Here is a 26324-nt window from a genome sequence, read left to right on the forward strand (position 1 = left end):
TAATAAGATAACTATTATATAAGGAGTGTTATCTACACATGAACAAAATCCCTGTAATCATCGACTGTGACCCAGGTATCGACGACACAATGATGCTGACATTAGCATATGCGCGTCCAGAACTAGATATTAAATTAGTAACAGTTGAGGCTGGTAACTTAACAATTGATAAAACAACTTATAACACATTAAGTTTCCTAACATACATTCAAAAAGAAGTAGAAGTTGCAAAAGGAATCGAGCAACCAATGTTCCGTAAACAAGAGGTAGCAGAAGATATCCATGGTGAAGGTGGACTTGGTAATGTAAAATGGGCAGACCCTGTTTTACAAGCAAGTGACCGTACAGCGATTCAAGCGATGTGCGATGTTTTAATGAACGCTGAAGAGCCAATTACGATTGTTGCAACAGGCCCATTAACGAATGTGGCTGCTTTATTATTTGCACATCCAGAAGTGAAACCATTCATTAAACAGATTTCTTGGATGGGCGGAGCAGCAGTTGGTGGTAACATGTCAACAGTAGCTGAATTCAATGCATATGTTGATCCGCACGCAGTGGAATTAGTATTCCGTTCGGGTGTTCCAATTATTATGAGCGGTTTAGATGTAACGCATAAAGCCTACATTACACGCGATGAAATGACACGCTTACGCAATTTAGGTACACCATTCGCTGAAAAAGTAGCAGATATGATGAACTTCTATACATTCACACAATCTCAAACACCATTTAACCCACCTGGATTTGAAGAACAAATTCGTGTGCATGATGTGTGTGCAGTTGCGTGTCTAGTTGAACCAGAGTTATTTAAAGGTGATGATTACTTTGTCGAAGTTGAGTTGAATGGCTCACTAACACAAGGAGCAACATTGGTTGATTTCGCAAAGAAAACAGGAAAAGAACCAAATGTTCATGTATTACACACAGTAAATCGTGACGGCTTTATCGATTTATTCTTTAATGCAGTCACAACAGTAGGTAAAACACTTTAACAAATTGTTCCATGTGAAACAATTATAAAAAATAAAAAATGAGGACAGGTTATGTAATTCATAAACCTTGTCCTCATTCTATTTTGTGTGCTTTTCTTTTCATTTGAAATGCCACCTATTTTAATTTAATATTCTCAGCAATTGAATTAATGTAATAACTAAAGCAATCGTCACAACAATACCAAGTACGAATAATACGACTAAACGACGTGGTGCTTTTTCCATACGACGACGACCATAATGCACTAGCTCTCTCCAAGCGAAACCCCATACAATTAAATCGATGACTGCTAAAATAAGAATCCATATAATCATCTCATCACCTCTTACTATTAATTGTAACATAAAGTAAAAAAAATGAAGCATAAATTTTCAGATTTCTTTCGATTTATACCCATATTGATTCCCTAAAGTGATGAAGAATAATCAAATCATCTGTTTTAGGTATAAAATGACGGAATAATCTAGAATTTTGAAATGAAAAAGATCTTTCACTCTATTAGAGAAAAAGATCTTTTTTACATATTAAGATTGAATTAATTCAACAATCGAACTGTAAATTAAGAATAGATTAAGTGCAACCGTAATAGCCGCAATTACCCAACTTGTATAGGTCACCCATTTTCGATTCACTAAACCACCCATGATTTTAGGGTTACTCGTGAAAATAATGAGTGGTATTAAAGCGAATGCGATACCAAATGATAGGATTACCTGACTCCATACTAAAGCAACAGTGGCATTTAAACCGAGTGCGATAATGAGAATAGGTGGAGCCATCGTAATCGCACGACGTAAGTAGAGTGGAATTCGTCGATTAATAAACCCTTGCATAACGACATCACCAGACATCGTACCAACAGCTGAACTTGCTAAACCAGCAATTAATAATCCTAGACCGAATGATACTGCAGCTGTAGGACCGATTAATGAGCCGAGTTCATGGTAGGCAACATCTAAATCGCTGACATCCATTCCACGTTTATGGAATAAAGCAGCCGCAATGACTAACATCGATATATTAATTGCACCTGCAATAACCATTGCGATGACAATATCGAAAAACTCAAATTTGAAAATCTTTTTCTTTTCTGCTTCAGAACGTCCAATTACTCGACTTTGCGTTAGAGAAGAATGGAGGTAGATGGCATGTGGCATAACCGTCGCCCCTAAAATCCCTGTAGCAAGTAAGATGGAACCAACACCATCAAAAGAGGGGAACAGTCCAGATAATACTTCCGTTGGCTTAGGGTCAGCTAAAAATGTTTGGAAGGCAAAAGCCATCACAACCATCATAACCATACCGGATACAATGGCTTCAAATGTACGAACACCACGTCTTTGAAGCTCTAAAATACCAAAAGCAGCCACCGCGGTTATAAGAGCAGCTGGTAACATAGGGATTTTAAATACTAGGTAAAGTCCAAGAGCTGCACCGATAAATTCGGCTAAATCGGTTGCGATGATGACAATTTCTGCTTGAATCCAGAGCATAATCGATGTTTTTTTCGAAAAATTATCACGTGCGACTTCAGGTAGGTTACGCCCTGTCGCAATGCCAAGTTTAGCTGATAAAGATTGAATCAATACCGCCATTAAGTTAGAAACGACAATGACCCATAAGAGTAGATAGCCATATTCAGAACCTGCGGTAATATTCGTCGCAAAGTTACCAGGGTCAATATAGGCAACTGCTGCAATGAATGCAGGACCTAAAAAGGGAAGAATCTGTCTGAAACCTTTAATCTCACCGCGTAAGACAGCATTTGCGGATAAAGGTGTTTTTTGTTTGTTTTTCATAGTCTGCGCTCCTTAATCTGTGTGAACGACAAAAAGTTGTTTTAGGGAAACTTTATGTTGCAAGTGTATAATAGAATCTCATAATTTGTAAAGTATGAACTCACTGTAGTATTCCCGTTTTAAACTAAAATAAAAAAAGAAATCAATGGAATAAATGATTTCTTCTTTCGTGTATTATTTTAATGGACAAAAACCACAAGCTAGTAAACCCGGAACGTCTTTTGAAAAACAGCAACTCTTTCTAACAGGTAAGTGAATGAGTGTGGAAGGGGGTTGTCCGCCTGTATAAGTGTGAAAACGTGAATGTTCACTAATTCCTTCCCATACAACATCTCCTTCAAGAAAATCTAAATATATTCTGGCCTCTTCTTCTGTCGCATGACTTGAAAGAAGTGTATGGTAATGCCATAAAAGATAACCAAATACATTCTCCCAGTGCGTTAAGACGGATACGCCGCCTAGCTTTTTTAGTTGTGAGAAAATCTGATGACATTGCTCAAGTAGAATGGTATGTACAGCTTGTTCGCGCTCATCTTCATCAATCATGTCCCAATCTTCGCTACGTGTGAACATACAAATAGAAGGACGACCGAATTCTTCTCGTACGCCAAATTGTAAGTTTTCGAACTTCCCCATCCACATTTCGTCATAGACGGTGAGCATATAAAACTGCATGGAGATGAACATACCGTAGCGTCTTGTGAAGTACGAAATTGCAACTGCATCTTGGTCACTTTGACTAACTGCTTTCCATATATTTTTAGCATCTTCTAAAAAGTCATCCTCTAATAATTGTTGTAAATTAAATAAAAAAGGTTGTTCTACATCTACATAATTACTATATGCATGTAGCTGTTGTAATTGATCTTGTGATAAACGTGTCATATTTCTCCCCCTTATACCAACTATACACGAAAAAAGTTCAATAAATCTATTGACTATTTAATTGATAACGATTATCATTATCATATAAACAAATTACTTCTCCTCGAAAACAGAAATACAGAGGACATTAGCCACTTTTCTCCAAAAAGAGCTGATGAAGAATAACAGAGTATTCATAACCCCCCTCAAAACGTTATGGAATAGCTCGGTATAGCATAGAACCAACAGGGATTCGCCACTCTGTTGGTTTTTTTATTGTTCTCATAAAAAAAGAGGTCGCTAGGATGAGCAACCTCTTTGTATCGCTAAATAGCATTTTTGTTCATGAGCATCGTGTGATAACTGTGAAGTAGCATACCGAAAATAATAACGAGTAAACCAACAAGTGCAAGTGGAGCAGGAAGTGGGATACCGAGTAGAATCATTTCACCGATAATAACGAAAATAATTTCAGCAGATTGAGTTGCTTCAACTGCCGCAAGCTTTCCTTGATTATCTCGTACGCGGTCTGTTGCAACGAAGAATAGAATAGTCGCAATAATACCCGAACTAATCCCCACGATGAATGATTGGAATACTTGTGAGCTACTTGGTGCACCTACAGTGAAGCTGGCATAGATAGCGAGTATAATCCATGCAGGCATCGACATAATCGTCATACCGAGTACACGTTGAAATGTATCGAGTCGACCATCACAGACTTCCATCATTTTGCGATTACCAAGTGGATAGGCAAAGGCAGCGATAATGACAGGTAACGTACTAAGTAAGAGTGCCTTTTTTGAAACAGTTGCAGCACTTGGAATTTGAATTAAGATGATCCCAACTAATATAATGCATGAAATAAGGAGTGATTTAAACGGAATTTTCTGACGAATTTTTTTCTGTTCAATATGTATAAAAAACAGTGGAGCGAGTAATACGCCCGCAATAATAGTGAATTGCCATGTCCCTGATACAAGCCAACCTGGTCCATATGCAGCAGCATAAGTCAGTGGTGCATAAAATAGTACGAAACCTACAAAACTCCAAAGTAGCCAAGCACCTGTATTTTGTTTAATTTCTTTTGTCATCTTAGGCAGCCCACGACGAGCTGCCACGATGATCAAAAGAAAAGGGAGCATGAAGAAATAACGCAGAGACGAACTCCATAACCAACTACCACCCTCTAATTCCATCGCACGATTCAAAATGAATGTGACGGCGAAGAAGAGGGCAGCAAAAATACCGATTACAATTTCTTTCATACCCAAACCCCTTTCAAACGCGATTAACCGCGTTGTTCGTATAACTTCACGATTTCTAAAATAACCTCTGTTGCTTTTTCCATTGTTTCAGCTGAGACATATTCATATTTACCATGCATATTTTCGCCACCAGCAAAAATATTTGGCGTTGGTAAGCCCATGAATGATAGTTGAGAACCATCTGTACCGCCGCGAATCGCTTTTTTAATCGGTGTAATACCTAAATTTAACATTGCTTCTTCTGCAAGGTCAACGATGAATTTTACAGGCTCAATTTTTTCAGCCATATTGTAATATTGGTCATTCATCTCTAATTGAACGGCATCTTCACCATATTCTTTTTGAAGTGCTTCAAAAGCTTGTTGTACAAGTGCTTTTTTCGCTTCAAATTTTGCACGGTCATGGTCACGAACGATGTAGTGTAATGTTGTTTTTTCAATTGAACCGTTAAATTCCATTAAATGAATGAAGCCTTCACGACCTTCTGTTAATTCAGGTACTTCGTCTTTTGGCATCATCTCTTGGAATTTAATTGCGGCTGTCATTGAGTTAACCATTTTATTTTTGGCGCTACCTGGGTGTACGTTTGTACCGAAAGTTGTTAATTTGACACCAGCTGCATTAAAGCTTTCGTATTCTAATTCACCTAGTGGACCACCATCCATTGTATAAGCATAGTCTGCATTGAAGCGCTCAACGTCAAATGCGTGTGGACCGCGACCGATTTCTTCGTCTGGTGTGAATGCAACACGTAATTCACCATGTTTAATCTCTGGATGTTCGATTAAGTATTCCATTGCAGTCATAATTTCGGCAATCCCTGCTTTATCATCTGCACCTAGAAGTGTTGTACCATCTGTAGTAATCAATGTTTGACCTACATAATTCGCCAGTTCAGGTGAATTTTCTGGTGATAGAACGACTTCTTCATTTAATTGAATCGCTTTTCCATCATAGTTGTCATGACGGATCGGATTCACATTTGTCCCTGTGTAATCAGTTGTTGTATCAACATGTGCTAAAAAGCCGATTGTTGGAATTTTTTTATCTGTGTTGGCAGGTAGTGAAGCGAATAGGTAACCATTCTCATCCACCATTACATCTGACATACCAATTGCTTTTAGCTCTTCTTCTAATACATGAAGTAAATCCCATTGTTTAGATGTTGAAGGTGTTGTCTCACTTGTTTCACAAGATTGTGTATCAATTTTCGCATAGCGAATTAAGCGTTCGATTAATTTTTCTTTCATTTGTAGCATCCTCCTTAATTGTTGAAGCATTGCTACTATTCTAACACTTTCTTACGGATTTCGAAATGTTCAGGAAAATGAAAAATAAATAAAAATTGTGCAAATAAATAAGTCCCCAATATCCACTGTGTTGCACCGTCAATGGTTGTCACAAACATATTAATCATAAAAATAGAATCCGACACAATAAGAAGGAAGGCGCTGAATAATAGAATCCATTTGCGCGTTTGAATCGCCGCCCACCCAATTGTGAGCATAACGGCGATATAGAAAAGGACAACAAGACCTAAAAGAATAGCTCCACTTTTAAAAATATTCCCACCCACCCATGCAGCAAGCAGAATTCCATAAAATAATAAACAGAGCGTCGCAATTTTAGATGGTGCTGTTTGACGGAGTGTTAAGCATGCACGAATATAAAAAAGGTGACCGATCAAGAAGAAGAATAAACCGATGATAAACCAAGGGTGTGTGAGTTGACCGACAATGAAGAATAGCAAACCAAATAGGATAAAACGATCATAGGGAGCTGTTTCCAGCGTTTTTGAAGTGAAGACAATAAGTAAGAGGCAAATTGTTGGGATTGTTGGTATGAGGATATCGTAGAAGTATGAAACTTCTTTTGGTAAGAAGAATAAATAAAGAATACTAAATATGAATGCAGTAATCCAAAGTGTACGTTCTTTCATAGATCAACCTCCTCGTATGAAGTCATATTTGAATATACCCCGAATTTGTGAATTCAAGAGGTTTTGAAACTTTTTCCTTCGCTTCACGTAAATAATGCAAGAAGAAAGGGAGGTTTTTTACAAAATGACGATGACTTTTATCATTGCAGTCGCATTAGCCGCTGTAATCGGCATATTAATTGTTCCGATTTCTAGTCGAATGAAGGACGGTAGTTTCAATTTTAAATTTAAAGCATTATTTTTCATTGGTATTTTACTTGTAGCATCCATTGCGACCATGATTACGCTATACATAACGATGATGGATTTAAACTGGACAGCAGTATGGCCTGTTGTAGCGATTGTCGCATTTGCGGGTGCTTACCTATCAACAGGGTTCGAGCGAAAGATTAAAGGGTTAATTGGCTTAGCTGGTATTGGTGTCGCAGCTTATATGCTCTCTGCACCGATGATGAATGCAGATGAAAAATATGAATCAGCTAAGATGAAAACAGAGGTCGAGTTAAAAGCATTCGACGAAACAAAAACACCAGCGAGCGTACCGCCAAAATATGCACGCAACAAGATGAAAAAAGCATTTGGTCAAGTACCAAATACAAGTTACTATGAGCTTGGGAATTTACAAATTCAAAAAATTAACGACGACTACGTTTATGTTGCACCTGTTGAATTCTCAGATGCTTTCAAATGGTTTAAAGGGAAAACAACACCGGGTTACTTCGTATTAAGCGCGACGGATTCATCAGCGAATCCAAAATTTGTTGAAAAAGAGATGAAATATGTTCCGTCTGCTTATTTAAATAATCATGTTGCGCGTTATATGCGTCTACACAACCCGTTAACTATTTTCAACGGAGATGTTCAACTTGAAATCGACAATGATGGTACACCGTATTATATTCGTACGTATGGTGACTTCATTTCGGCACGTAACGGTTTTAAACCACAAGGGATTGTCATGGTGAATGCACAAAATGGTGACATCAAAAAATATAAATTAAAAGATGTTCCGAGCTTTGTAGATGGAGCAGTTTCACCAGAGGCTGTGAGCTTACAAAATAGTTATTTCGGTAATTATGTACATGGTTATTGGAACACGATTTTCGGTAAAAAAGACATTAAAATTCCTTCAGATGAAGGTGTAGAAGCAAATGTTAGCCCTGTATTTGATGAGAATGGCGAGATGTATTACTTCACTGACTTTACAAGTCCAAAAGAAGGCGTGGACTCCATGCTTGGTTATTCATTAACGAATGCACGTACAGGTCAAGGAACGTATTACACAGGTAATAGTGATGAATCGTATATGGATTCAGAAGGGGCACTGCAAGTAGTTGAAAAGAAATTCGTTGAGAAAAAATGGTCGGGTTCTATGCCATTACTTTATAACTTCTATGGTGAAACAAGTTGGCTAGTACCTGTATTAGATTCAAATGGTTTCTTACAAAATTACTACATCGTTTCAGCAGCCAATCCTGAAATTGCTGTGACAGCGACGACACCAAATGAAGCACTTCGCCAATATAAAAACGTTCTAAGTCGATCAGGTACGAGTACAGTAAACGGTAACTCGACGAAAGAAGAAAAACAGGGTGAAGGAACTGTACTACGCGTATATAAAGAAACAGCAGGAGACTTCACGAATGTTACATTCCTTTTAGATGATGAGACGAACTATACAGTGAGTTCGGAAGTAGCTCCACTTGCAGTCTATTTACAAGAAGGTGATAAAGTGAAATTCACGTACTTGGCGACATCGGAAGTATTCCAACAAGTAAAAGAATTAACAATCACGACATTAAAGCCAAAAGAAAAGAAAACGAAAGAGTAACGTAAAGTACTAAATGAACAGAGGAATCGCATACGATGTGGTTCCTCTCTTTTTAACTGAATGATGCTATACTAAAGCTATAGGTTAAAAAAGGAGTATTTAGTATGCAAAGTAAAAATAAAACAGTTGTACGCTCAATGGAAATACTTAATTTATTTATAAATCATGCGAAATTAACATTTAATGAAATTATCGAATTATCAGGAATACCGAAAACATCTGTCTATCGTATGCTGCAATCGTTAGAGGAGATGGGTCTGTTAGATAAAGATGCGAACGGGAAATATAGTTTAGGCATTCTTTTTTTACGCTTCGGTCATCTTGTTTCTGAACGAATTGATTTGCGCCAAGTGGCATTACTAGCGATGGAGAAGTTACATCAGGATTTAGGAGAGGCCATTAACCTCATTATTCGTGACGGTGATGAAGCAGTTTATATTGAAAAGTTACAGTCGATTCAACCGGTACGCCTATATACAACAATTGGTCGCCGTACACCGCTTTATGCAGGAGCGTGTGCAAGAGCCATTCTGTCGTTTTTACCACCAACGGAACGAGAAGACTATTTGAAGCGAGTAGAATTAACAGCTTATGCAAAGGGAACCATCACGTCAGAAGAAGCACTTCGTCATTCGATTTCTGAAACGAGAAATAAAGGATATACGGTGAGTTTTTCAGAGCTAGAAGATTTTACGGCAGCAGTTGGCGTTCCAATTTTTAATCATTTAGGAGAGGTTGTTGCAGCGATTAGTATTGCAGGAATTGAAACGAATTACACAGAAGAACATCTTGCAGTATTTATTCCAAAAGCAAAGGAAGCCGCACTCGACATCTCTTTAAAATTAGGTTATCGCCCAGAAGTGTAACGCGTTAGGAAGGTAGGTGATGTTCATGAAAAAACATTAATCTATGTAACACTATTCGTTTTAATCGTGCTGATTGGTTGGATGATTTATGATACGATGAAAATCCCTACGTAGGGAAAAATTTAAATAATTTAGGAGATATAAGATGATGGATCAACAAGGACAAGAAAAGTTTTTACAGTTCATTTTAGAACGAGTACAAGAAGGAAAAGAAGAGGAAGCACGCGCAATACTTCTAGAAAACTTTAAAAAGCAAGATGAAGGTACATTCTCACAACAAGACATTCAAGAATTCGTTCCTAAAATGCTCCTTTTATTAAAACCAGAAAAATTACAAGAAGTTCAAATGATTGCACAACAATTTGCTGGTAAGTTTGGCTACTAATAACATACGAGTTTGAAATAGAAGATGAGATATCAGTGTAGAAACACCATCTCATATGAGCATAAGAAAAATCGGAATCGCGCCATAATGCGGTTCCGATTTTTTGTTTAGAACCCTAAAGAAGGAAGAGGAGTGTTATGTCTCATTCTGCACTTTTTATATGTATCAAGTATAATAAATAGGAAAGGAGTGGAAATAGTGGATTTTAGAGAAAAGTTAGCAAAATATCTGACAATTTTTGCACAAGTGGGTTTCCTACTATCATTTGCTTGTAACGTATTCATTGGCGTACAAGGAATACAATCGACAGTTGTGACAAGTGAACGGACATCAATCGCATGCTTTTTATTTATTTTCTTGTACGTTATAACAAAATTCATTATTAAACCAAAAACTAAAAATGATGTATTTGATTCAATACATTAAACATATATTTTAATTAATAAGTAAAGGGTGATTAAGTGTTCCATTATATTTTGAGGTAGAATAATTTTTTTAAAAGTTTAGTTTCTAGTGGAACAAGAAATAATATGATAGGGAATGGATAGGAAGAATAATTCACTTATAGCTATGTTATCTATTTACTATATAGATGATAAAGTCATAAAAATATATAGAAAGGACGGTGTGCTAATGGATATTGTGATTAAAGTGTTAAGTACATTAGTAGCTATTGAGTTTCTATTTATTATGTACCTAGAAACATTAGCAACTAGTTCAGATCGAACATCTAAAACATTTAATTTTACGAAGAAAGAATTAAGCAGCGATAAAATTAAGCTACTTATGAAAAATCAAGGTATTTATAACGGTCTTATTGGTTTAGTTATTTTATATGCAGCTTTTATCTCAGATAATGGACAGGAATTACTTATAATTAATATGATTTACATTGTTTTAGTGGCGTTATATGGTGCATATTCTAGTTCAAATATAAGCATATTTTTTAAACAAGGAACCTTAGCTTTGATTACGTTACTGGTTTTAGTTTTTTCTTAAAGTTTTTGATTGAATTTCATTCTAAAAAAGGGCTTCGACATATACAATGTCGAAGCTCTTTGGCTTTTAAATTGAATTTTATAGAATCCCTAAATGCTCGTCACGAATATCCGTTACAAACATATGTCCAGGTGCATGTGTAATCATTAAATCGGGTTTTACGTGCATAGCAATTGCTTGAGGCGTAACACCACAAGCCCAAAATACAGGTACTTCGCCTTCTTTAATGGTTACTGCATCACCGAAGTCGGGTTTTGAAAGATCTTGAATACCGATTGTTTCAGGATTACCAATATGAAGCGGCGCACCATGAACAGAAGGGAAGCGTGAAGTTACTTGAACTGCACGTACTACGTCTGCTTCAGGAATTGGACGCATCGAGACAACGGTCGGACCTTCGAAAAGTCCAGCAGGTGTCGTAGCGATATTTGTTTTATACATCGGTACATTACAGCCCTCTGAAATATGACGTACATCAATCTCATTATTCAGTAGTGCATTTTCAAAAGAGAAACTACAACCGATTAAGAAGCAGACAAAATCATCTGACCAGTAATCATATAAATCCGTTACTTCTTCAACGAATACACCTTGTTTATAGACGCGATATTTTGGAATATCTGTACGAATATCTGCATCTTTAGCGATTCCTTTTGGTGCGACTTCACCAGGTTCGATTACATCTAAAATTGGACAGGCTTTTGGATTTCGTTGTGCAAATAAGAGAAAATCAAAAGCGTGTTCCTTTTTTAAAATAGCTAAATTTGCCTGTGCATAGCCAAGTGCATGACCAGCTGTTGGACCTGTAATTTGCTTTTCGCGAATTAACTTGCGAATTTCAGCAGGTGATAAATTTGCGTAATCCATTCTCGTTCACTCCTTATTTCATTAGTAATTGAATTTGTTCAACCAATGTCATGTAGCCAAGTGTCCCCATTGATACGACAACAAGAATTCCTGTAATCGTTAGCCATTTTGGATGTTTATAATTGCCCACGATTGATTTTTTATGAACAGCAATTAATAATGTGCCAAGTGCGATTGGTAAGATTAGACCGTTTAATGCACCAGCTAATACAAGTACATTGACAGGTTTACCAACTGAGATGAAGACAAGAGCTGAAATCGCAATAAACGCAATAATAATCCAGTTTTCATACTTAGCAATATTTTTATGGAATGTTTTAATGAATGATACAGATGTGTAAGCAGCGCCGACAACTGAAGTAACAGCTGCAGCCCACATAATCACACCGAAAATACGGAAACCAGCAGTACCTAAAGCACTTTCGAATACAGAAGCAGCAGGGTTATCTGCAGCTAATTTAACACCTTGTGATACAACACCTAATACAGCTAGGAATAGAAGAACACGCATAACACCTGTTACAGCAATCCCTGTAATCGAACTTTTATTCACTTCTGGAATTGCGCTTGTGCCTTTTAATCCAGCATCTAGTAAACGGTGCCCACCTGCGAATGTAATATAACCACCGACAGTACCACCAACTAATGTGACAATCGCAAAAATACTTAATTCCGTTGGTACGAATGTACGAATCACAGCCTCACCAACAGGCGGTGCTGTTGAAATCGCTACGTACATCATCAGAAGAATCATAATACCACCAGCTACTTGTGCAGCGCGGTCCATAATTTTACTTGCCTCTTTGAATAAGAAAATAACAATCGCAAAAATCGCACTTAGTGCAGCGCCAGTTGTTACATCAAGTCCAAGCATTGCGTTCAGACCAAGACCAGCACCGGCGACGTTCCCGATATTAAAAGCAAGTCCACCAAAAACAATTAAGATGGCTAGAACGAATCCTAGACCAGGCAGTACTTTATTCGCAATCTCTTGTCCACGTAAACCCGATACGACAATAATACGCCAAACGTTCATTTGTGCAAAAACATCGAGTAAGAGAGAGATTAAAATAACGAAACCAAAACTCGCGCGTAGTTGATCTGTGAAAATCGTTGTTTGTGTTAAAAATCCAGGACCGATTGATGATGTGGCCATTAAGAAGGCGGCACCTAATAGGACACTAGCGCCAGCTTTCTTCTTTGTCGATGACTGTGTATGTAAGTCGACTTTTTCCATATGAAACTCCCCTTTGTTCTAACGGAACGGTGTAACTTGAATCCCACTATCCGTTAATCGTTGATGAATGAATTGTGCAAATTGTAATGCGTGTACGCCATCCCCATGGATACAAACGGTATTTGCGACAATTGGATAACTTGTTTGTTGAACGGTTTGAACTGTTCCTTTTGTAATCATGTTCAATACTTGTTCAACAGCTTGATGGTCATCTGTAATAAGTGCATTTGGTAATGTACGAGATGTTAACGAGCCATCAGCTTGATAGGTACGGTCCGAAAATACTTCACTCGCTGTTTTGAGACCGATTTTTTCACCTGCTTTAATGAGTTCACTACCTGACAGTCCATATAAGACAAACTCAGGATTCACTGCATAAATCGCTTCTGCAATAGCAGTGGAAAGGCTTTCATCTTTTGCTGCTAAATTATACAGTGCGCCATGTGGTTTGACATGTTCTAATTTTCCACCGAAAGCAGTCGTCAAAGCTTGTAATGCCCCGATTTGGTACGTGACAATGTTGAAAACTTCGTGTGGTGATAGATGCATCGCATTGCGACCGAAACCTACTAAGTCTGGAAACCCAGGATGTGCCCCAATTTTGACGTTCTTTTCAAGTGCTAGCTCTACTGTTTTTCGCATGACATGTGGATCACCAGCGTGGAAACCACAGGCGATATTGGCTGACGTGACATAATCTAAGATTAATTCGTCATTGCCCATTTTGTATGCGCCAAAGCTTTCACCTAAATCGCAGTTCAAGTCGACTTGAAACATGAAATCAACTCCTTTATCCCCATTTTAGTCCGTAATTCAGTTTATTAGTTCCGTTTTAAGAAACTTATGTTTCGAATAATACCATAAAATAAAAAGTGTGTATAGCTTGAATAGTCCGATATTTTAAAAAATAATTGCGAAAATAATTGAATAATTCTATAATTATTCCTATATTCAGAATTAAAATTCCGAAATTCGGGAAAAGGGGTGGCGACATGCGATTTAGTGAATACACAACAATATCGCCAATGGGAGACGCTGCAATTCGTATTGAATTTAACGAAGCGATGAGCGTTCAACAGTATCATATGATGCAATTATTGATTCAACATATAGAGGATGCGGAGTTACCGTATGAAGAAATCGTACCATCATTTCAAGTGATTACGATTTTGTTTAACCCACTAGATGTGAAGAAGAAAATACACAATCGACAAAATCCATATCAGTGGTTAGAAGAAAAAATCTGTATTATTCTACAGCAAGAAATAATTGTTACAGAACAGATGGAAGAGGTAGTTGAAATTCCTGTTTGCTATGGTGGTGAATTTGGACCTGATTTAGAAGAAGTCGCAAACTATCATGGCATCACGCCAGGAGAAGTGATTCAAAAACATACAGGACGTGATTATTTTGTTTATATGTTAGGGTTCGCACCAGGGTTCCCGTATTTAGGCGGACTAGACGAATCATTAGCAACACCAAGAAAACAAACACCACGTTTGAAAATTGAAGCAGGATCTGTTGGGATTGCAGGTTCACAAACAGGGGTGTATTCAATTGAAACACCGGGTGGTTGGCAAATCATCGGACGTACACCAACAGCTTTATTTACACCAGAAGCAGAAAATCCTACCTTATTACGAGCAGGTGTCTGGATTCGATTCTATCCTATTTCAATTGAAGAATATCATGCGCTGAAAGGAGAAAGTCTATGTCAATCACTTGCTTAAAAGCTGGCACACTTGCAACAATCCAAGATATTGGACGAATCGGCTATCAAAATATTGGCGTTATTGTAAGCGGGGCGATGGATTCTTTTGCACTTAAAATTGCTAATCGTTTATTGGGAAATCATCAGCACGAAGCGTGTATCGAAGTAACGATGCGCGGTACGGCATTTCATTTTTCAGAAGATACGTATATTGCGATTACAGGTGGTGACTTAACACCGACAATTCAGGGGATGGATGTACCACAGTGGCGACCTGTACTCGTTCGCGCTAATCAGACACTCCGCTTTAAAGGTGCAAAAAAAGGGTTGAGAAGTTATCTTGCTGTGCAACATGGTTTTTTAATAGAAGAAAAGCTCGGAAGTAAAAGTACATACTTGCGCGCAAATATGGGGGGTCTAAATGGACGTGCGCTTCAAGAACAAGATGAAATACAATTAATGAATACAAATTGGGATACACCTGTATTACCGATTGAAAACGAACATTTTAGTACAGTTTCGTGGCATGTCCGACCTGATTTTTATAAAAAAGCACGTAAAAGACATCGTATTCGTTTCGTCGAAGGGAACGAATATCAATGGTTCACAACAGCTACACAACAAAATTTTGAACGTGTTCATTTTGATGTTGCTATGTCATCTGACCGTATGGGGTATCGTTTAAAAGGGTTTAAGCTTCAAAAAGATGTGCAACAAGAGATGGTTTCAGAAGCAGTAACGAATGGAACGATTCAAGTAGCGAATGATGGACAACCCATCATTTTATTAGCAGATCGTCAAACAACAGGTGGTTATCCTCGAATTGGGCAGGTGATTTCAGCTGACTTACATCGTTTCGGGCAAATGAAGCCAGGTGACCAAATTCGTTTTGAACGCGTGACACTTGATGAAGCATATGAAGCTTTATATGATTTAGAACAACAGCTAAATCATATTGAAGTATCGATTCAATTGAAAAAATAAAAAGAAAGAATCGCACAATCATAAGTGTGATTCTTTCTTGTATTTAGACTATTTCCACGTGAAACCTTGTGAAGCAAGGAAATCTTTAATGAACGGACGTTGTTGGTTTACTAAGTAATCCGCCATTTGTTTCGTCCAGTTCGTTACTTTTTGATTAGCATTACGGTTTAAGTAGTACTCGCCAAGTTCTTTATCATATTGTGTTAATAGTGCGTCATATTTTTCTACATCATAACCATTTTCATGTACAATTGCTTCCACTGGTAAACGTGGTTTTGTATCATTTGTTTTCGTTGGTTTGCCGATTGTCATCGCAAACATCGGGAAGACGTATTCAGGTAGGTTGAATAATTCGCTAATTTCTTTTGGATTATTACGTGCGCCGCCAATATAGCAAATACCGTAGCCTTCAGCTTCAGCTGCGATGACGAAGTTTTGAGCAAATAAGCTAACATCTGCTACACCGACTAAGACATTTTCAGCTGAATCAGCTGTAATATCAATATCGTATTTTTGACCAGCAATTTGAAGGCGCTTGAAGTCTACACAGAATAGGAAAGAAGCGCCAGCTGTTTTGAATTGGAAATCATTATTCGATAATTCGCCAAGTTTCGCTTTTTTCTCAGGATCTGTCACATGAATCACACTATATGCTTGTACAAAGTGTGATGTTGCAGCCATCTGTGCAGTTTCGATTAAATCATATACCACTTCTTTTGGAATTTCTTCGCCTGTATATTTACGGACAGAAGTATGACTACGTAATAATTCTTTTACTTGATTCATGATTCATTCAACTCCTATTGTCATTTGTATTCAAAGACTATGCTACCATAAATGCTCATCTTATTCGAAAACCTTTGATTCATTTTTTAATTTTTTTCTTCTATGTTACTTTTAAATAATTTTTGCATTTTAAAAGAATTAAATCAGTATAATAAAAATTTTCAGAAAAAAGATTGACGAATGAAAAATAGATGACTATACTAGATAGAAATTGATGGAAACATTATATGTTTAAAACCTTTATCAAGAGTGGCGGAGGGATAGGCCCTGCGATGCCCAGCAACCAGTTTCTTTTTTGAAACCAAGGTGCTAATTCCTACAGATTTTTTATCGGATCTGACAGATAAGGGGAGGACCATGTTCGATACAGCCCTCTTCTTACCTAAGAAGAGGGCTTTTTTATAAAATCCTTCTCCTATAATTCCTTATTCCGATGTCCATCATCATAATTCATTTTAGGAGGAATCATATATGACAGAATTCAAAAAAGAAACATTAGCCGTACATGGCGGACAATCACCAGACCCCGTAACAGGAGCGATTGCAGTACCTATTTACCGTACAACTGCATATCAATTTAATGATTCAGAACATGCTCGTAAATTATTCGCACTAGAAGAAGCAGGCAATATTTATTCACGCATTATGAATCCAACAGTGGATGTGTTTGAAAAACGTGTTGCCTTATTAGAGGGTGGAACAGCAGCAGTTGCCCTATCTTCAGGTATGGCTGCTATCTCATTTAGTATTTTAAATATTGCACGTGCAGGAGATCATATTGTAGCTGCGAATAGTCTATATGGTGGCACGTACAATTTATTTGCGAATACACTTCCACGTTACGGTATTACAACAACTTTCGTTGATGAGCGCGAACCTGAGAAGTTTGCAGAAGCGATTCAAGAGAACACAAAAGCGCTATATGTTGAAACAATCGGAAATCCAAGTTTATCAGTAGTTGACTTAGAAGCATTTGCAAAAATTGCACATGAACATCAAATTCCACTCATCGTCGATAATACATTTGCTTCACCAGTTGGATGTAACCCGATTGAACATGGTGCAGATATTGTGATTCACTCGGCAACAAAGTGGATTGGTGGACATGGTACAACAATAGGTGGAATCGTAGTGGATGCAGGGAAGTTCGACTGGACGCAGGGTAAATTCCCAGACTATACAGAACCAGATGCTTCTTATCATGGTATTCGCTATGGTGTGGATGCACCGAATGCAGCGTTTGCAACACGTTTACGCGTTCAATTATTACGTGACTTCGGTCCGACATTGAGTGCAGATGCAGCCTTTAACTTCTTACAAGGTTTAGAGACACTTCATTTACGTGTGCTACGTCATAATGAAAATGCACATAAAGTAGCGACATTCTTACGCAATCATGAACAAGTGGAATGGGTACACTATAATGGATTTGAAGATAGTGAGTATGCGCCACTCATAGAAAAATATTTAAAAAATGGTGCAGGTTCTGTTTTAACATTTGGCATTAAAGGTGGGCGTGAAGCAGGTCGCAAGTTTATTGATGCGATTGAACTATTCTCACATGTAGCCAATGTAGGCGATGCGCGTTCATTAATTATTCATCCAGCTTCAACAACACATCAACAATTAAATGAAGAAGAACTTATTCAATCAGGTGTGCCAGAAGAACTCATTCGTTTATCAATCGGCCTTGAAAATGCAGAAGATCTAACTCATGCGTTAGAGCAAGCATTCCAACAAGTAACAGTGGTCGCAAAATAGGTTCTAAAATCAGTTATATATAATAGAAGGAACTGACTCAATCCGTTGTAGGCAGTTCCTTTTATTTTCTAAAATTCAGTATTTAGTGACCTCTTAGAAAAAACAATTGTCCTTCTGAAAAAGAATTTTCTTGAAATATGTCTTTAAATACGTTAGAATTTTCATTAAGTTGTGAAATGAACGTTCAAAATAAACAAATTAAATTTAATCATTGGAGGCGAACAATATGACAGCAGTGAAGGTGGCAATCCTAGGGTTCGGAACGGTAGGAGAAGGCATTTTTAACATTTTGAAAGAAAAGCGAAAGCAATTGAAAGAAACACTGGGTGTGGACATCGAAGTAGCAAAAATTTTAGTCCATAATGTTTCAAAAGAGCGCGAAGGTGTAGATGCGTCTTTATTAACGAATCGTTTTGAAGATATTTTAGCATTGCCACAATTAGACGTTGTCTTTGAAGCAATTGTTGGAGAAGAACCAGCATATGGTTATTTAGATGCAGCAATTGAAAAAGGAGCGCACGTTATTACTGCAAATAAAGTCATGTTTGCTAAATTTGGTCAAGCGCTACAAGAGAAGGCGAAAAAATACGGTGTACAAGTAGGTTTTGAAGCAACTACTGCAGGTGGTGTACCGGTAATTAAAACAATGGAGACAATCTTACGTGTGAATGATGTATTACACATTCAAGGTATTTTAAATGGCACATCGAATTATATCTTAACGCAAATGCGTACAGAAGGTATTTCATTCGAAACAGCTTTAAAAAATGCACAAGATTTAGGATATGCAGAAGCAGATCCATATAATGATATTTCAGGACAAGATGCTTTCAAAAAGCTAATGATTTTAAGTGCGCTCGCATTCGGTAAACAACCGAACTGGGAAGATGTAAAAGTGGTAGGTATTTCTGAAATTACATTGGAACAAGTACAACAAGCAGATGCAAGTGGCCAACGCTATCGCCATATTGCAGAAGTTTCTATTGATGAAAACGGTAAAATTCATGCAGAAATTGGACCGCAACTTGTTGATGCAGCACATCCGTTATATGCAATTGATGGCGTCGATAATGCAGTCGCACTTGATACGAACTATATCGGTAAGATTACATTAGTAGGTCCTGGTGCAGGTATGTATCCAACTGCTTCTGTAATGGTAGAAGATTACGCGAGTATGCTCTCGAAACAATCGGTTGTTGTACCCGTTTGAAAGTCATAGCAAAATATAAGAAAAGCCAGAATTACGCTTTATCACGCGATTCTGGCTTTTTGTTGTGCACTTGATTTAGTTAGCAGTTACTTCATTTATTAATGCTCTCACAAATTTTTCAAGTAAAGTAAGAGCTTCTAATAATGTGCCATCTTCTTTAAATCCTTCAATAGCAGTAAGTGCAATATTAATCTCCCACAGTCCTTCATTACCTGAAAAGCTAGCTGAAGAAGCACCGAAAATCGAACGTAAATGAGTGTGTAAATATTCTTTAATCGCAGTAGCATATTTTTTCTGTAAACGTAAACCAAATAAAGCAGTATATGCATCGAACATCTCATCATATTCAAATACAACAGCATCCATCTTTAATTCTTCAAAAAGTGGTGATTCCATATATAAAAACTCTTGATCATGTTCTTTTAGAAAGTGAATAGGTGAAGATAAAAAATCTGCACCTTCTGTAGCAATTAAATCATCTGTTTGTTTATGACAGCGTTCAATTTGTGTAATTTCCATGTAAAACACTCCGTTTCTCTGTTTGTTCTTTTTGTATTATAGCATGAAAGAGAGTAGACCGTTTTTTTCTGAAAAGAAGAGAAGTTAAAATTTTTTGAAAAAAAGATTGTTTTTTCTGATATTTTGAATATATAATCTTAATTAGGTCATCTGATGACCTAATGTTATATTGAATTTTTTTAAAATATCAAAAATTCAATACGTAACGATGTACATAAGGGGGAGAAAAAATGACATTCACGCAAAATTTCACCGCTGTAGGGGACAGCTTATGGTGGACGGCGCTTGTAGCTATTATTCCAATACTTTATTTTTTCTGGGCACTTGCCATTAAAAAGATGAAGGGGCATATCGCAGGTCTTACCACGTTATTAATCGCACTTATTCTAGCCGTTGTGGCATTTGACATGCCTGTTAAAACAGCCGTTATGTCAGCAAGTCAAGGTGCAGTCTATGGACTTGTGCCAATCGCTTGGATTATTGTCACATCTGTATTTTTATATAACATCACAGTAAGAGTAGGACAATTTGATATTATTCGTTCATCTGTACTTTCAATTACAGAAGACCGTCGTATTCAAGCATTATTGGTAGCGTTTTCTTTTGGTGCGTTTTTAGAAGGAGCAGCAGGATTTGGTGCGCCCGTAGCAATATCAGCTGCATTACTAGTCGGTTTAGGGTTTAATCCATTATATGCAGCAGGTTTATGTTTAATCGCAAATACGGCACCCGTAGCATTCGGAGCAATTGGGATTCCAATTATTGCGATGGAAGGACCAACAGGTATTCCAGCATTAGAAATTTCAAAAATGGTTGGACGACAGTTACCAATCTTATCAATCTTCATTCCATTCTTCCTTGTATTTATTATGACGGGATGGAAAAAAACAATCGAAGTATTACCAGCAGTTCTTGTATCAGGTATTACATTCGCAGTAACGCAATTTTTATCTTCCAACTTCTTAGGACCTGAGTTACCAGACGTACTTTCTGCATTAGTGTCACTTGTAGCATTAGCAGTATTCATGAAGTTCTGGCAACCAAAAACAATTTATCGTTTTAAAAGTGAAGAGCAAACAGCAACATTACAAGTTGAAAAATATTCAGCAGGTAAAATCTTTAAAGCATGGTCACCATTTATCTTATTAACAGCTTTAATCTCGTTATGGGGTATTCCAACAATCAAAACGGCTTTAACAGGACATTATGAAGGAAGTAATGCGATTTTAAGCGCTGTTAATTCACTTGGTAAATTCCTAACATTCACACCTGAAGTACCTTTTGTGAATAATCAAATTATCGATGGGATGACGGAATTACCGATTGCAGCTGTTTATAAATTAGAGCTACTAGGAGCAGCAGGTACAGCCATCTTTATTGCGTGCTTCATTACAAAATTCATCTTTGGTATGAGCTTTAAAGCATGGGGGCAAACATTATTTTCAACATTAAATGAAATCAAGTTCCCAATCGTTACAATTTGTGCGGTAGTTGCTTATGCTTATGTAACGAATGCAGCAGGTATGATGACGACACTTGCACTTGTGTTAGCAAAAACAGGCGCATTATTCCCATTCTTCTCACCTGTACTTGGTTGGTTAGGCGTATTTATCACAGGTTCAGATACATCAGCGAACGTAATGTTTGCGAAGTTACAACAAGTAACAGCAGGTCATGTAGGAATGGATCCAGTATTAGCACTTGCAGCGAACTCATCTGGTGGTGTAACAGGTAAGATGATTTCACCACAATCCATTGCAGTTGCAGCAGCAGCTGTTGGATTAGTCGGACGTGAATCAGAGTTACTTCGTTTCACATTAAAATATAGTATTATTCTATTACTATGTATTTGTATCATTACGTTTTTACAAAGTAATGTATTAGGTTGGATGGTTCCTTAATAGTTAAACAATAAAAAAAGAGAAATCGTCGTGTGATTTGGCATGACGGTTTCTCTTTTTTGTATTAGTCTTCATCTTTTACATCGATATCTTCAGGAATCGGCGTATTTTTCCATACTTCAATCTCGTGTTTTACTTGTTCAAGTTGTTCAAAATATGTGTCAAATTGTTGTGTATTAATTAAAAAATCCTGTCCGTCATGAACCGAGTGAATGCGTCCTTCTAACACATAGCGCATGACTTGTGATTCGGGCATATTAATCTCTTTTGCAGTTTCGGCAATTGTTTTATACATTGAAACACCTACCTTCTATTGTAGTATAATGCAAAACATACCTTGCCTCAATAAAACTTCAATTGGTATATTTAAGTAGAATAGGGGATTGGAGGAATACATAATGAAGGCGATACCATACATACTCGTGTTGTGTGCAGCTGTTTTATGGGGAACAGTTGGTACAACACAGACTTATTTAACAGAGGGAATTCATCCTGTTCCGATTGCGATGATGCGTTCATTAATTGGTGGAGGAATCTTATTAATCATCGCGATTCTTTTGAAAAAGATAGCATTTCGAACGTGGTCTTGGAAACAAACTTTTTTCGCTGCATTGTCGATGGCTTTGTTCCAACCACTTTTTTTTACATCTGTACATTTAACAGGTGTCGCAGTAGGAACAGTTGTGACAATTGGTAGTTCACCGATTTTTGCGGGCTTAATTGAATGGCTCTTTTTAAAAACAAGACCAACTAGAACATGGGCATTTGCGACATGCTTTGCGATTATCGGTTGTGTACTGTTATTTACAAGTAAAGGCGAAACAACAATTGTCCCAAGTGGCATTCTATGCGCTCTTTGTGCAGGAGTTGCCTTTGCTACCTATACAAATTTTAGTAAAGTATTGTTAGAAAAAGAAGCAGCATTACCTTCTGTTGCGATGACATTTACGATGTGTGGCGTCATCTTGTTACCATTTTCACTCTTTTTAGGCGTCGAGTGGATTGGGATTCCGAGTAATTGGCTACCACTCTTTGTGATGGGTGTAGCAGGCACAAGTATTGCCTACTTATTATTTTTACGCGGGTTACATGCGATTTCATCTTCTGCAGCAGTTACACTATCACTGGGGGAACCATTAACTGCGGCATTATTAGGCGTCTTTTTAGTAGGTGAAAATTTAAGTCTTACCGCATGGGTTGGCGTAGCCTTTTTATTAGGTGGTATACTTGTTGTGACGTTAAAAGGAAAGCAGCCAGTGGAATCTTAAGAAAATCTTCATATATTTCCTAAGTAGATGTTAAGAAATAAACGATATAGTAAGAGTAAGCAAAAGAGCAGGAGGAATACAGATGGAATACACAATTTTAGTAGCAGATGATGATCAAGCCATTCGAGATGGTATTGAGATTTACTTAAAAAATGAAGGTTATCATGTACAAAAAGCAGCTGATGGTCAAGAAGCATTAGAGATTTTAAAACAACATGAAATTCATTTGATTATCATGGATGTGATGATGCCAAATTTAGATGGTATTGCTGCTACGTTTAAAATACGTGAAGACCAAAATATTCCGATTATTATGCTCAGTGCGAAAGTAGAGGAAACAGATAAAATACTTGGTTTATCTATGGGAGCAGACGACTATATCGGCAAGCCTTTTCATCCTTTAGAATTATTAGCACGTGTGAAGTCACAATTACGTCGTTACATGCGTTTTGGGTCATACGAACAAAAAGAGCAACGTTCAAACGAAATTGTTGTGGATGGTCTCGTATTAAATAATGACACTAAAACGATAACGGTCGATGGGGATGAGGTCAAACTCACACCAATCGAATTTAAAATTACACAACTATTAATGGAGCATGTAGGGCGTGTTTTTTCCATTGATGAAATTTATGAGCGAGTTTGGAAAGAAGCCGCTTATAATGCAGATAATATTGTGGCGGTACATATTCGAAAAATTCGAGAGAAAATAGAAGTCAATCCCAAAAACCCGAAATATGTGAAGGTGGTGTGGGGAGTTGGATACAAGATCGACAAGTCTTAAATCAGTGATTGCCTCTTTAGCGGCACTTAGTTTAGCGATTATTTGTTTGATTTATTGTTCTCAAATTTTCTTCCATGAATGGGGTAACCCGAATGTACTACTCGCGAAATTAAAAATGTTGGGAGAGAATGTGAATGGCTAAATGGATGAAACCGTTCATTTCATTAAGTATGGCACTTGCGATGGTTTCAATTTTCTTAATTGTCATCTTGCAGTCTACGTTATTTAAAAGTTATTTTGAATCGAATACATTCCAAGAGAAACTATCGAATTATAAGACGAGTCTGGCTTATTTTGAACTCGACTCGATGACAAAAGAACAGGCGATTAAAGATATTAATATTACGAATGAACAGATTGAAAATTATCGTACAGAGAACGGAACATTGAGCGATCAAATTCTGAGTATTCGTGATGAATATGTAGCGCGAATTCAAGAAGCAGAAGATATGGAGGCAACATCACTTTCTGATAAGTTGAAAAAAGAACGCGATGCAAAAATCAAAGAAGTGACGCGTGTATTTGAAGATCGTAATTATGTAAAAGAAAAATTAATTCAACAGCAGAAAAAAGAAATTACGCTTTATTATGAAAAACGTGACAAATATCGCGAATTACTTAAAAAACAATATCCTTACTTCTCATATGATTTAGAAAATGTTGATACAGGTGAAACATTTAAAAATGCAACAGAGGAAAAAAATCCACTATTTAAAATTGCTTTTCGCTCAACAGAATATGGTGCTTTTTACGATATTAAATCACTAGAAGATTTATCATATGTATCAGGATTTGAAGATCTACAAGAAACAAATGGTTTCATGATGACAGATATCCCAGTTTATACAGGGCAAATCTTTATTAATCAAGATGCGACAGGTGTTGCAGAATTACTGAAAGAAAAAGACAAATACGAAATCATGCAGTATGCCTTTTATATTTTCTTTGGTATTTCAGGACTTTTCTTCATCATTGCGTGTATTTTATTAATTAAAAAACGCCATATGTATCGTGTATATCAAGCGCCTGCTGAAATTCAAATGCTTGCAGCGATTGCTTTCTTTATCATTGCGATGGGTCTATCCATTGAGATTGCTAATAACGCTAATAACTATTTGAATTATCAAGGGTACACTTCTATATTCGAAATGCTTGTGATGTGTATCTTAATCGGTTTAGTAATTTGGGTGTTAATGGACGTAACGATTAAATTCATTCTATCCGTATTCTATGCTTTTGCGGATAAGAAAAAATTATGGGAAACATCTGCGACGAAATGGGTCATTCATATTTTTAAGAATGGATTATTAAAGAGTCCCATCTTTATTAAAGTAACGCTGTATCTCATTATCATTTTTTTAGCTGGATTCGGCTTTATGGTTATGATTTCAAACTTTAATAGTGGATTTATTGTCTTGTTTTATGTTTTCCTCTATATTTTATTTGTTGTTCCGACTACGATTTACTTCTATAAGCAGATTGGGGATTTAAACAAAGTCATTACAACGACGGAGCGAATTGTAGAGCGTGGCAGTGATGAAAAAATTGAGCTAACACGCTACTCAGACTTCAAGGAACTTGCGGAATTGATTAATCAAATGCAAGTAGGTGTAGAAACATCACAGCAACAACAATATAAGAGTGAACGCTTAAAAACGGAGTTAATCACGAATGTTAGTCACGATTTACGAACACCACTAACATCGATTATTACGTACACAGAGTTATTGAAAAAAGAAAATCTTTCAACAGAAGAACGACTACAATATATTGATGTCGTCGACAAAAAATCACAACGTTTAAAAACATTAATTGATGACTTATTTGAAGTATCGAAGATGAGTTCAGGCAATATCGAATTGCATAAACAAGACGTTGATTTAGCACAGCTTGTCCAACAAGCGATTGGTGAACATGAAACGGACATTGAACAGTCTGGCTTACGTTTCCAAGTACAAATTCCAGACCATGCAGTGACGACACATATTGATGGTCAGCGTTACTGGCGTGTCATTGATAATTTAGTCGGGAATGCGATTAAGTACTCAATGGATGGAACGCGTGTATTTGTGACATTAGAAGACAATGACAAACAAACGGTACTAACTGTGAAGAACATCTCGAAATATGAAATTAGCGAAGATGTCGAAGAACTGTATGAACGCTTCAAACGAGCAGATGCTTCTCGACATACAGAAGGATCAGGTCTTGGATTAGCCATTGCACAATCCATTGTTGATTTACATGAAGGACGTATGGAGATTACGATTGACGGCGACTTATTCAAAGTAACCGTTACGCAACCGAAGAATGTATAAAAAATTAGCCAGTATGACAACTTGTCATACT

At 37.1% G+C, this 26324-nt stretch carries 27 protein-coding genes and 1 riboswitch; of the genes, 15 read left to right on the forward strand and 12 right to left on the reverse strand.

Going from position 1 to position 26324, the window contains the following annotated elements:
- Window positions 1-38: 38 nt before the first annotated feature.
- Complete coding sequence (locus QN089_RS00950; RefSeq protein ID WP_068456375.1) at window positions 39-995, forward strand: nucleoside hydrolase; 957 nt, start codon at window positions 39-41, stop codon at window positions 993-995.
- A gap of 120 nt (window positions 996-1115) precedes the next feature.
- On the opposite strand, the gene QN089_RS00955 is transcribed toward QN089_RS00950, so the two are convergent.
- The 6 genes from QN089_RS00955 to QN089_RS00980 all read right to left on the reverse strand — a co-directional run bounded on the left by QN089_RS00955 (window position 1116) and on the right by QN089_RS00980 (window position 6866).
- Window positions 1116-1310 (reverse strand): hypothetical protein, encoded by a 195-nt coding sequence (locus tag QN089_RS00955; protein ID WP_285215741.1) that lies wholly within the window; start codon window positions 1308-1310, stop codon window positions 1116-1118.
- 210 nt (window positions 1311-1520) lie between these two features.
- Window positions 1521-2795, reverse strand: a complete 1275-nt coding sequence (locus QN089_RS00960; protein ID WP_087680938.1) for an Nramp family divalent metal transporter — start codon at window positions 2793-2795, stop codon at window positions 1521-1523.
- Window positions 2796-2969: 174 nt separating this feature from the next.
- A complete protein-coding gene (locus tag QN089_RS00965) occupies window positions 2970-3680 on the reverse strand; it encodes a siderophore-iron reductase FhuF (protein ID WP_285215742.1) in 711 nt (236 codons plus the stop codon).
- A 305-nt stretch (window positions 3681-3985) separates the two neighbouring features.
- A complete protein-coding gene (locus QN089_RS00970) occupies window positions 3986-4927 on the reverse strand; it encodes a DMT family transporter (RefSeq protein ID WP_285215743.1) in 942 nt (313 codons plus the stop codon).
- A 23-nt stretch (window positions 4928-4950) separates the two neighbouring features.
- Window positions 4951-6177, reverse strand: coding sequence for a peptidase T (gene pepT, locus QN089_RS00975; RefSeq protein ID WP_285215745.1), 1227 nt, complete (start codon window positions 6175-6177; stop codon window positions 4951-4953).
- Between the two features lie 35 nt (window positions 6178-6212).
- Entirely contained in the window at window positions 6213-6866 is a 654-nt protein-coding gene (locus QN089_RS00980) for a lysoplasmalogenase family protein (protein WP_285215746.1), read from the reverse strand.
- A gap of 124 nt (window positions 6867-6990) precedes the next feature.
- On the opposite strand from QN089_RS00980, the gene QN089_RS00985 reads away from it, so the two are divergent.
- The 5 genes from QN089_RS00985 (at window position 6991) to QN089_RS01005 (ending at window position 10947) form a co-directional block, all read left to right on the forward strand.
- On the forward strand, window positions 6991-8697 hold the full coding sequence (locus tag QN089_RS00985) for a sulfite exporter TauE/SafE family protein (RefSeq protein WP_068456354.1): 1707 nt from the start codon (window positions 6991-6993) through the stop codon (window positions 8695-8697).
- A 104-nt stretch (window positions 8698-8801) separates the two neighbouring features.
- Window positions 8802-9563, forward strand: a complete 762-nt coding sequence (locus tag QN089_RS00990) for an IclR family transcriptional regulator (protein WP_285215747.1) — start codon at window positions 8802-8804, stop codon at window positions 9561-9563.
- 145 nt (window positions 9564-9708) lie between these two features.
- The gene (locus QN089_RS00995) at window positions 9709-9948 is read left to right on the forward strand and encodes a hypothetical protein (RefSeq protein ID WP_231726957.1); all 240 of its coding nucleotides are present in this window, start codon (window positions 9709-9711) and stop codon (window positions 9946-9948) included.
- 198 nt (window positions 9949-10146) lie between these two features.
- Complete coding sequence (locus tag QN089_RS01000; RefSeq protein ID WP_068456348.1) at window positions 10147-10374, forward strand: hypothetical protein; 228 nt, start codon at window positions 10147-10149, stop codon at window positions 10372-10374.
- A gap of 207 nt (window positions 10375-10581) precedes the next feature.
- Complete coding sequence (locus QN089_RS01005; RefSeq protein ID WP_285215748.1) at window positions 10582-10947, forward strand: DUF1304 domain-containing protein; 366 nt, start codon at window positions 10582-10584, stop codon at window positions 10945-10947.
- Window positions 10948-11025: 78 nt separating this feature from the next.
- Here QN089_RS01005 and QN089_RS01010 read toward each other — a convergent pair whose 3' ends face one another.
- Genes QN089_RS01010 through QN089_RS01020 form a run of 3 tightly spaced genes read right to left on the reverse strand, consistent with a single transcriptional unit; the run spans window position 11026 to window position 13828 of the window.
- Window positions 11026-11814, reverse strand: a complete 789-nt coding sequence (locus tag QN089_RS01010; protein WP_087680928.1) for a putative hydro-lyase — start codon at window positions 11812-11814, stop codon at window positions 11026-11028.
- A 13-nt stretch (window positions 11815-11827) separates the two neighbouring features.
- A complete protein-coding gene (locus QN089_RS01015; protein ID WP_121176468.1) occupies window positions 11828-13051 on the reverse strand; it encodes an NRAMP family divalent metal transporter in 1224 nt (407 codons plus the stop codon).
- Between the two features lie 18 nt (window positions 13052-13069).
- The gene (locus QN089_RS01020; RefSeq protein WP_285215749.1) at window positions 13070-13828 is read right to left on the reverse strand and encodes a LamB/YcsF family protein; all 759 of its coding nucleotides are present in this window, start codon (window positions 13826-13828) and stop codon (window positions 13070-13072) included.
- Between the two features lie 215 nt (window positions 13829-14043).
- On the opposite strand from QN089_RS01020, the gene pxpB reads away from it, so the two are divergent.
- Together pxpB and QN089_RS01030 are read left to right on the forward strand one after the other, a co-directional pair.
- Entirely contained in the window at window positions 14044-14781 is a 738-nt protein-coding gene (gene pxpB, locus QN089_RS01025; protein ID WP_068456331.1) for a 5-oxoprolinase subunit PxpB, read from the forward strand.
- Window positions 14763-15746 carry a 5-oxoprolinase subunit C family protein gene (locus tag QN089_RS01030; protein ID WP_285215750.1) on the forward strand — a complete coding sequence of 328 codons (984 nt, stop codon included), beginning with the start codon at window positions 14763-14765 and terminating at the stop codon, window positions 15744-15746. Before pxpB ends, QN089_RS01030 begins: the two co-directional genes overlap by 19 nt.
- Before the next feature lie 48 nt (window positions 15747-15794).
- Here the strand turns inward: QN089_RS01030 and nfsA are convergent, their stop codons facing one another.
- Window positions 15795-16532, reverse strand: coding sequence for an oxygen-insensitive NADPH nitroreductase (gene nfsA / locus QN089_RS01035; RefSeq protein ID WP_068456325.1), 738 nt, complete (start codon window positions 16530-16532; stop codon window positions 15795-15797).
- 237 nt (window positions 16533-16769) lie between these two features.
- Window positions 16770-16882: riboswitch (SAM riboswitch) on the forward strand.
- A gap of 121 nt (window positions 16883-17003) precedes the next feature.
- Here nfsA and QN089_RS01040 point away from each other — a divergent pair.
- Complete coding sequence (locus QN089_RS01040; protein ID WP_285215751.1) at window positions 17004-18293, forward strand: O-acetylhomoserine aminocarboxypropyltransferase/cysteine synthase family protein; 1290 nt, start codon at window positions 17004-17006, stop codon at window positions 18291-18293.
- A 226-nt stretch (window positions 18294-18519) separates the two neighbouring features.
- Window positions 18520-19503, forward strand: coding sequence for a homoserine dehydrogenase (locus tag QN089_RS01045; RefSeq protein WP_285215752.1), 984 nt, complete (start codon window positions 18520-18522; stop codon window positions 19501-19503).
- A 75-nt stretch (window positions 19504-19578) separates the two neighbouring features.
- Here QN089_RS01045 and QN089_RS01050 read toward each other — a convergent pair whose 3' ends face one another.
- Window positions 19579-20022 carry a protoporphyrinogen oxidase gene (locus QN089_RS01050; protein ID WP_285215753.1) on the reverse strand — a complete coding sequence of 148 codons (444 nt, stop codon included), beginning with the start codon at window positions 20020-20022 and terminating at the stop codon, window positions 19579-19581.
- A gap of 230 nt (window positions 20023-20252) precedes the next feature.
- On the opposite strand from QN089_RS01050, the gene QN089_RS01055 reads away from it, so the two are divergent.
- Window positions 20253-21923 carry an L-lactate permease gene (locus QN089_RS01055; RefSeq protein ID WP_068456313.1) on the forward strand — a complete coding sequence of 557 codons (1671 nt, stop codon included), beginning with the start codon at window positions 20253-20255 and terminating at the stop codon, window positions 21921-21923.
- A gap of 64 nt (window positions 21924-21987) precedes the next feature.
- On the opposite strand, the gene QN089_RS01060 is transcribed toward QN089_RS01055, so the two are convergent.
- Window positions 21988-22218, reverse strand: coding sequence for a MerR family transcriptional regulator (locus tag QN089_RS01060; RefSeq protein ID WP_068456310.1), 231 nt, complete (start codon window positions 22216-22218; stop codon window positions 21988-21990).
- Between the two features lie 103 nt (window positions 22219-22321).
- On the opposite strand from QN089_RS01060, the gene QN089_RS01065 reads away from it, so the two are divergent.
- From QN089_RS01065 to QN089_RS01080, 4 genes are all read left to right on the forward strand, one after another.
- Complete coding sequence (locus QN089_RS01065) at window positions 22322-23191, forward strand: EamA family transporter (protein WP_285215754.1); 870 nt, start codon at window positions 22322-22324, stop codon at window positions 23189-23191.
- 82 nt (window positions 23192-23273) lie between these two features.
- A complete protein-coding gene (locus tag QN089_RS01070; protein ID WP_068456305.1) occupies window positions 23274-23975 on the forward strand; it encodes a response regulator transcription factor in 702 nt (233 codons plus the stop codon).
- The gene (locus QN089_RS01075; protein WP_156422379.1) at window positions 23950-24117 is read left to right on the forward strand and encodes a hypothetical protein; all 168 of its coding nucleotides are present in this window, start codon (window positions 23950-23952) and stop codon (window positions 24115-24117) included. The genes QN089_RS01070 and QN089_RS01075 overlap by 26 nt, the downstream gene beginning before the upstream one ends.
- Window positions 24110-26293: a HAMP domain-containing sensor histidine kinase gene (locus tag QN089_RS01080; RefSeq protein WP_285215755.1), complete on the forward strand. Its 2184-nt coding sequence runs from the start codon at window positions 24110-24112 to the stop codon at window positions 26291-26293. The genes QN089_RS01075 and QN089_RS01080 overlap by 8 nt, the downstream gene beginning before the upstream one ends.
- The last annotated feature ends 31 nt before the right edge of the window (window positions 26294-26324 follow it).

The sequence above is a fragment of the Kurthia sp. YJT4 genome, assembly GCF_030219945.1.
Lineage (GTDB): Bacteria > Bacillota > Bacilli > Bacillales_A > Planococcaceae > Kurthia > Kurthia gibsonii.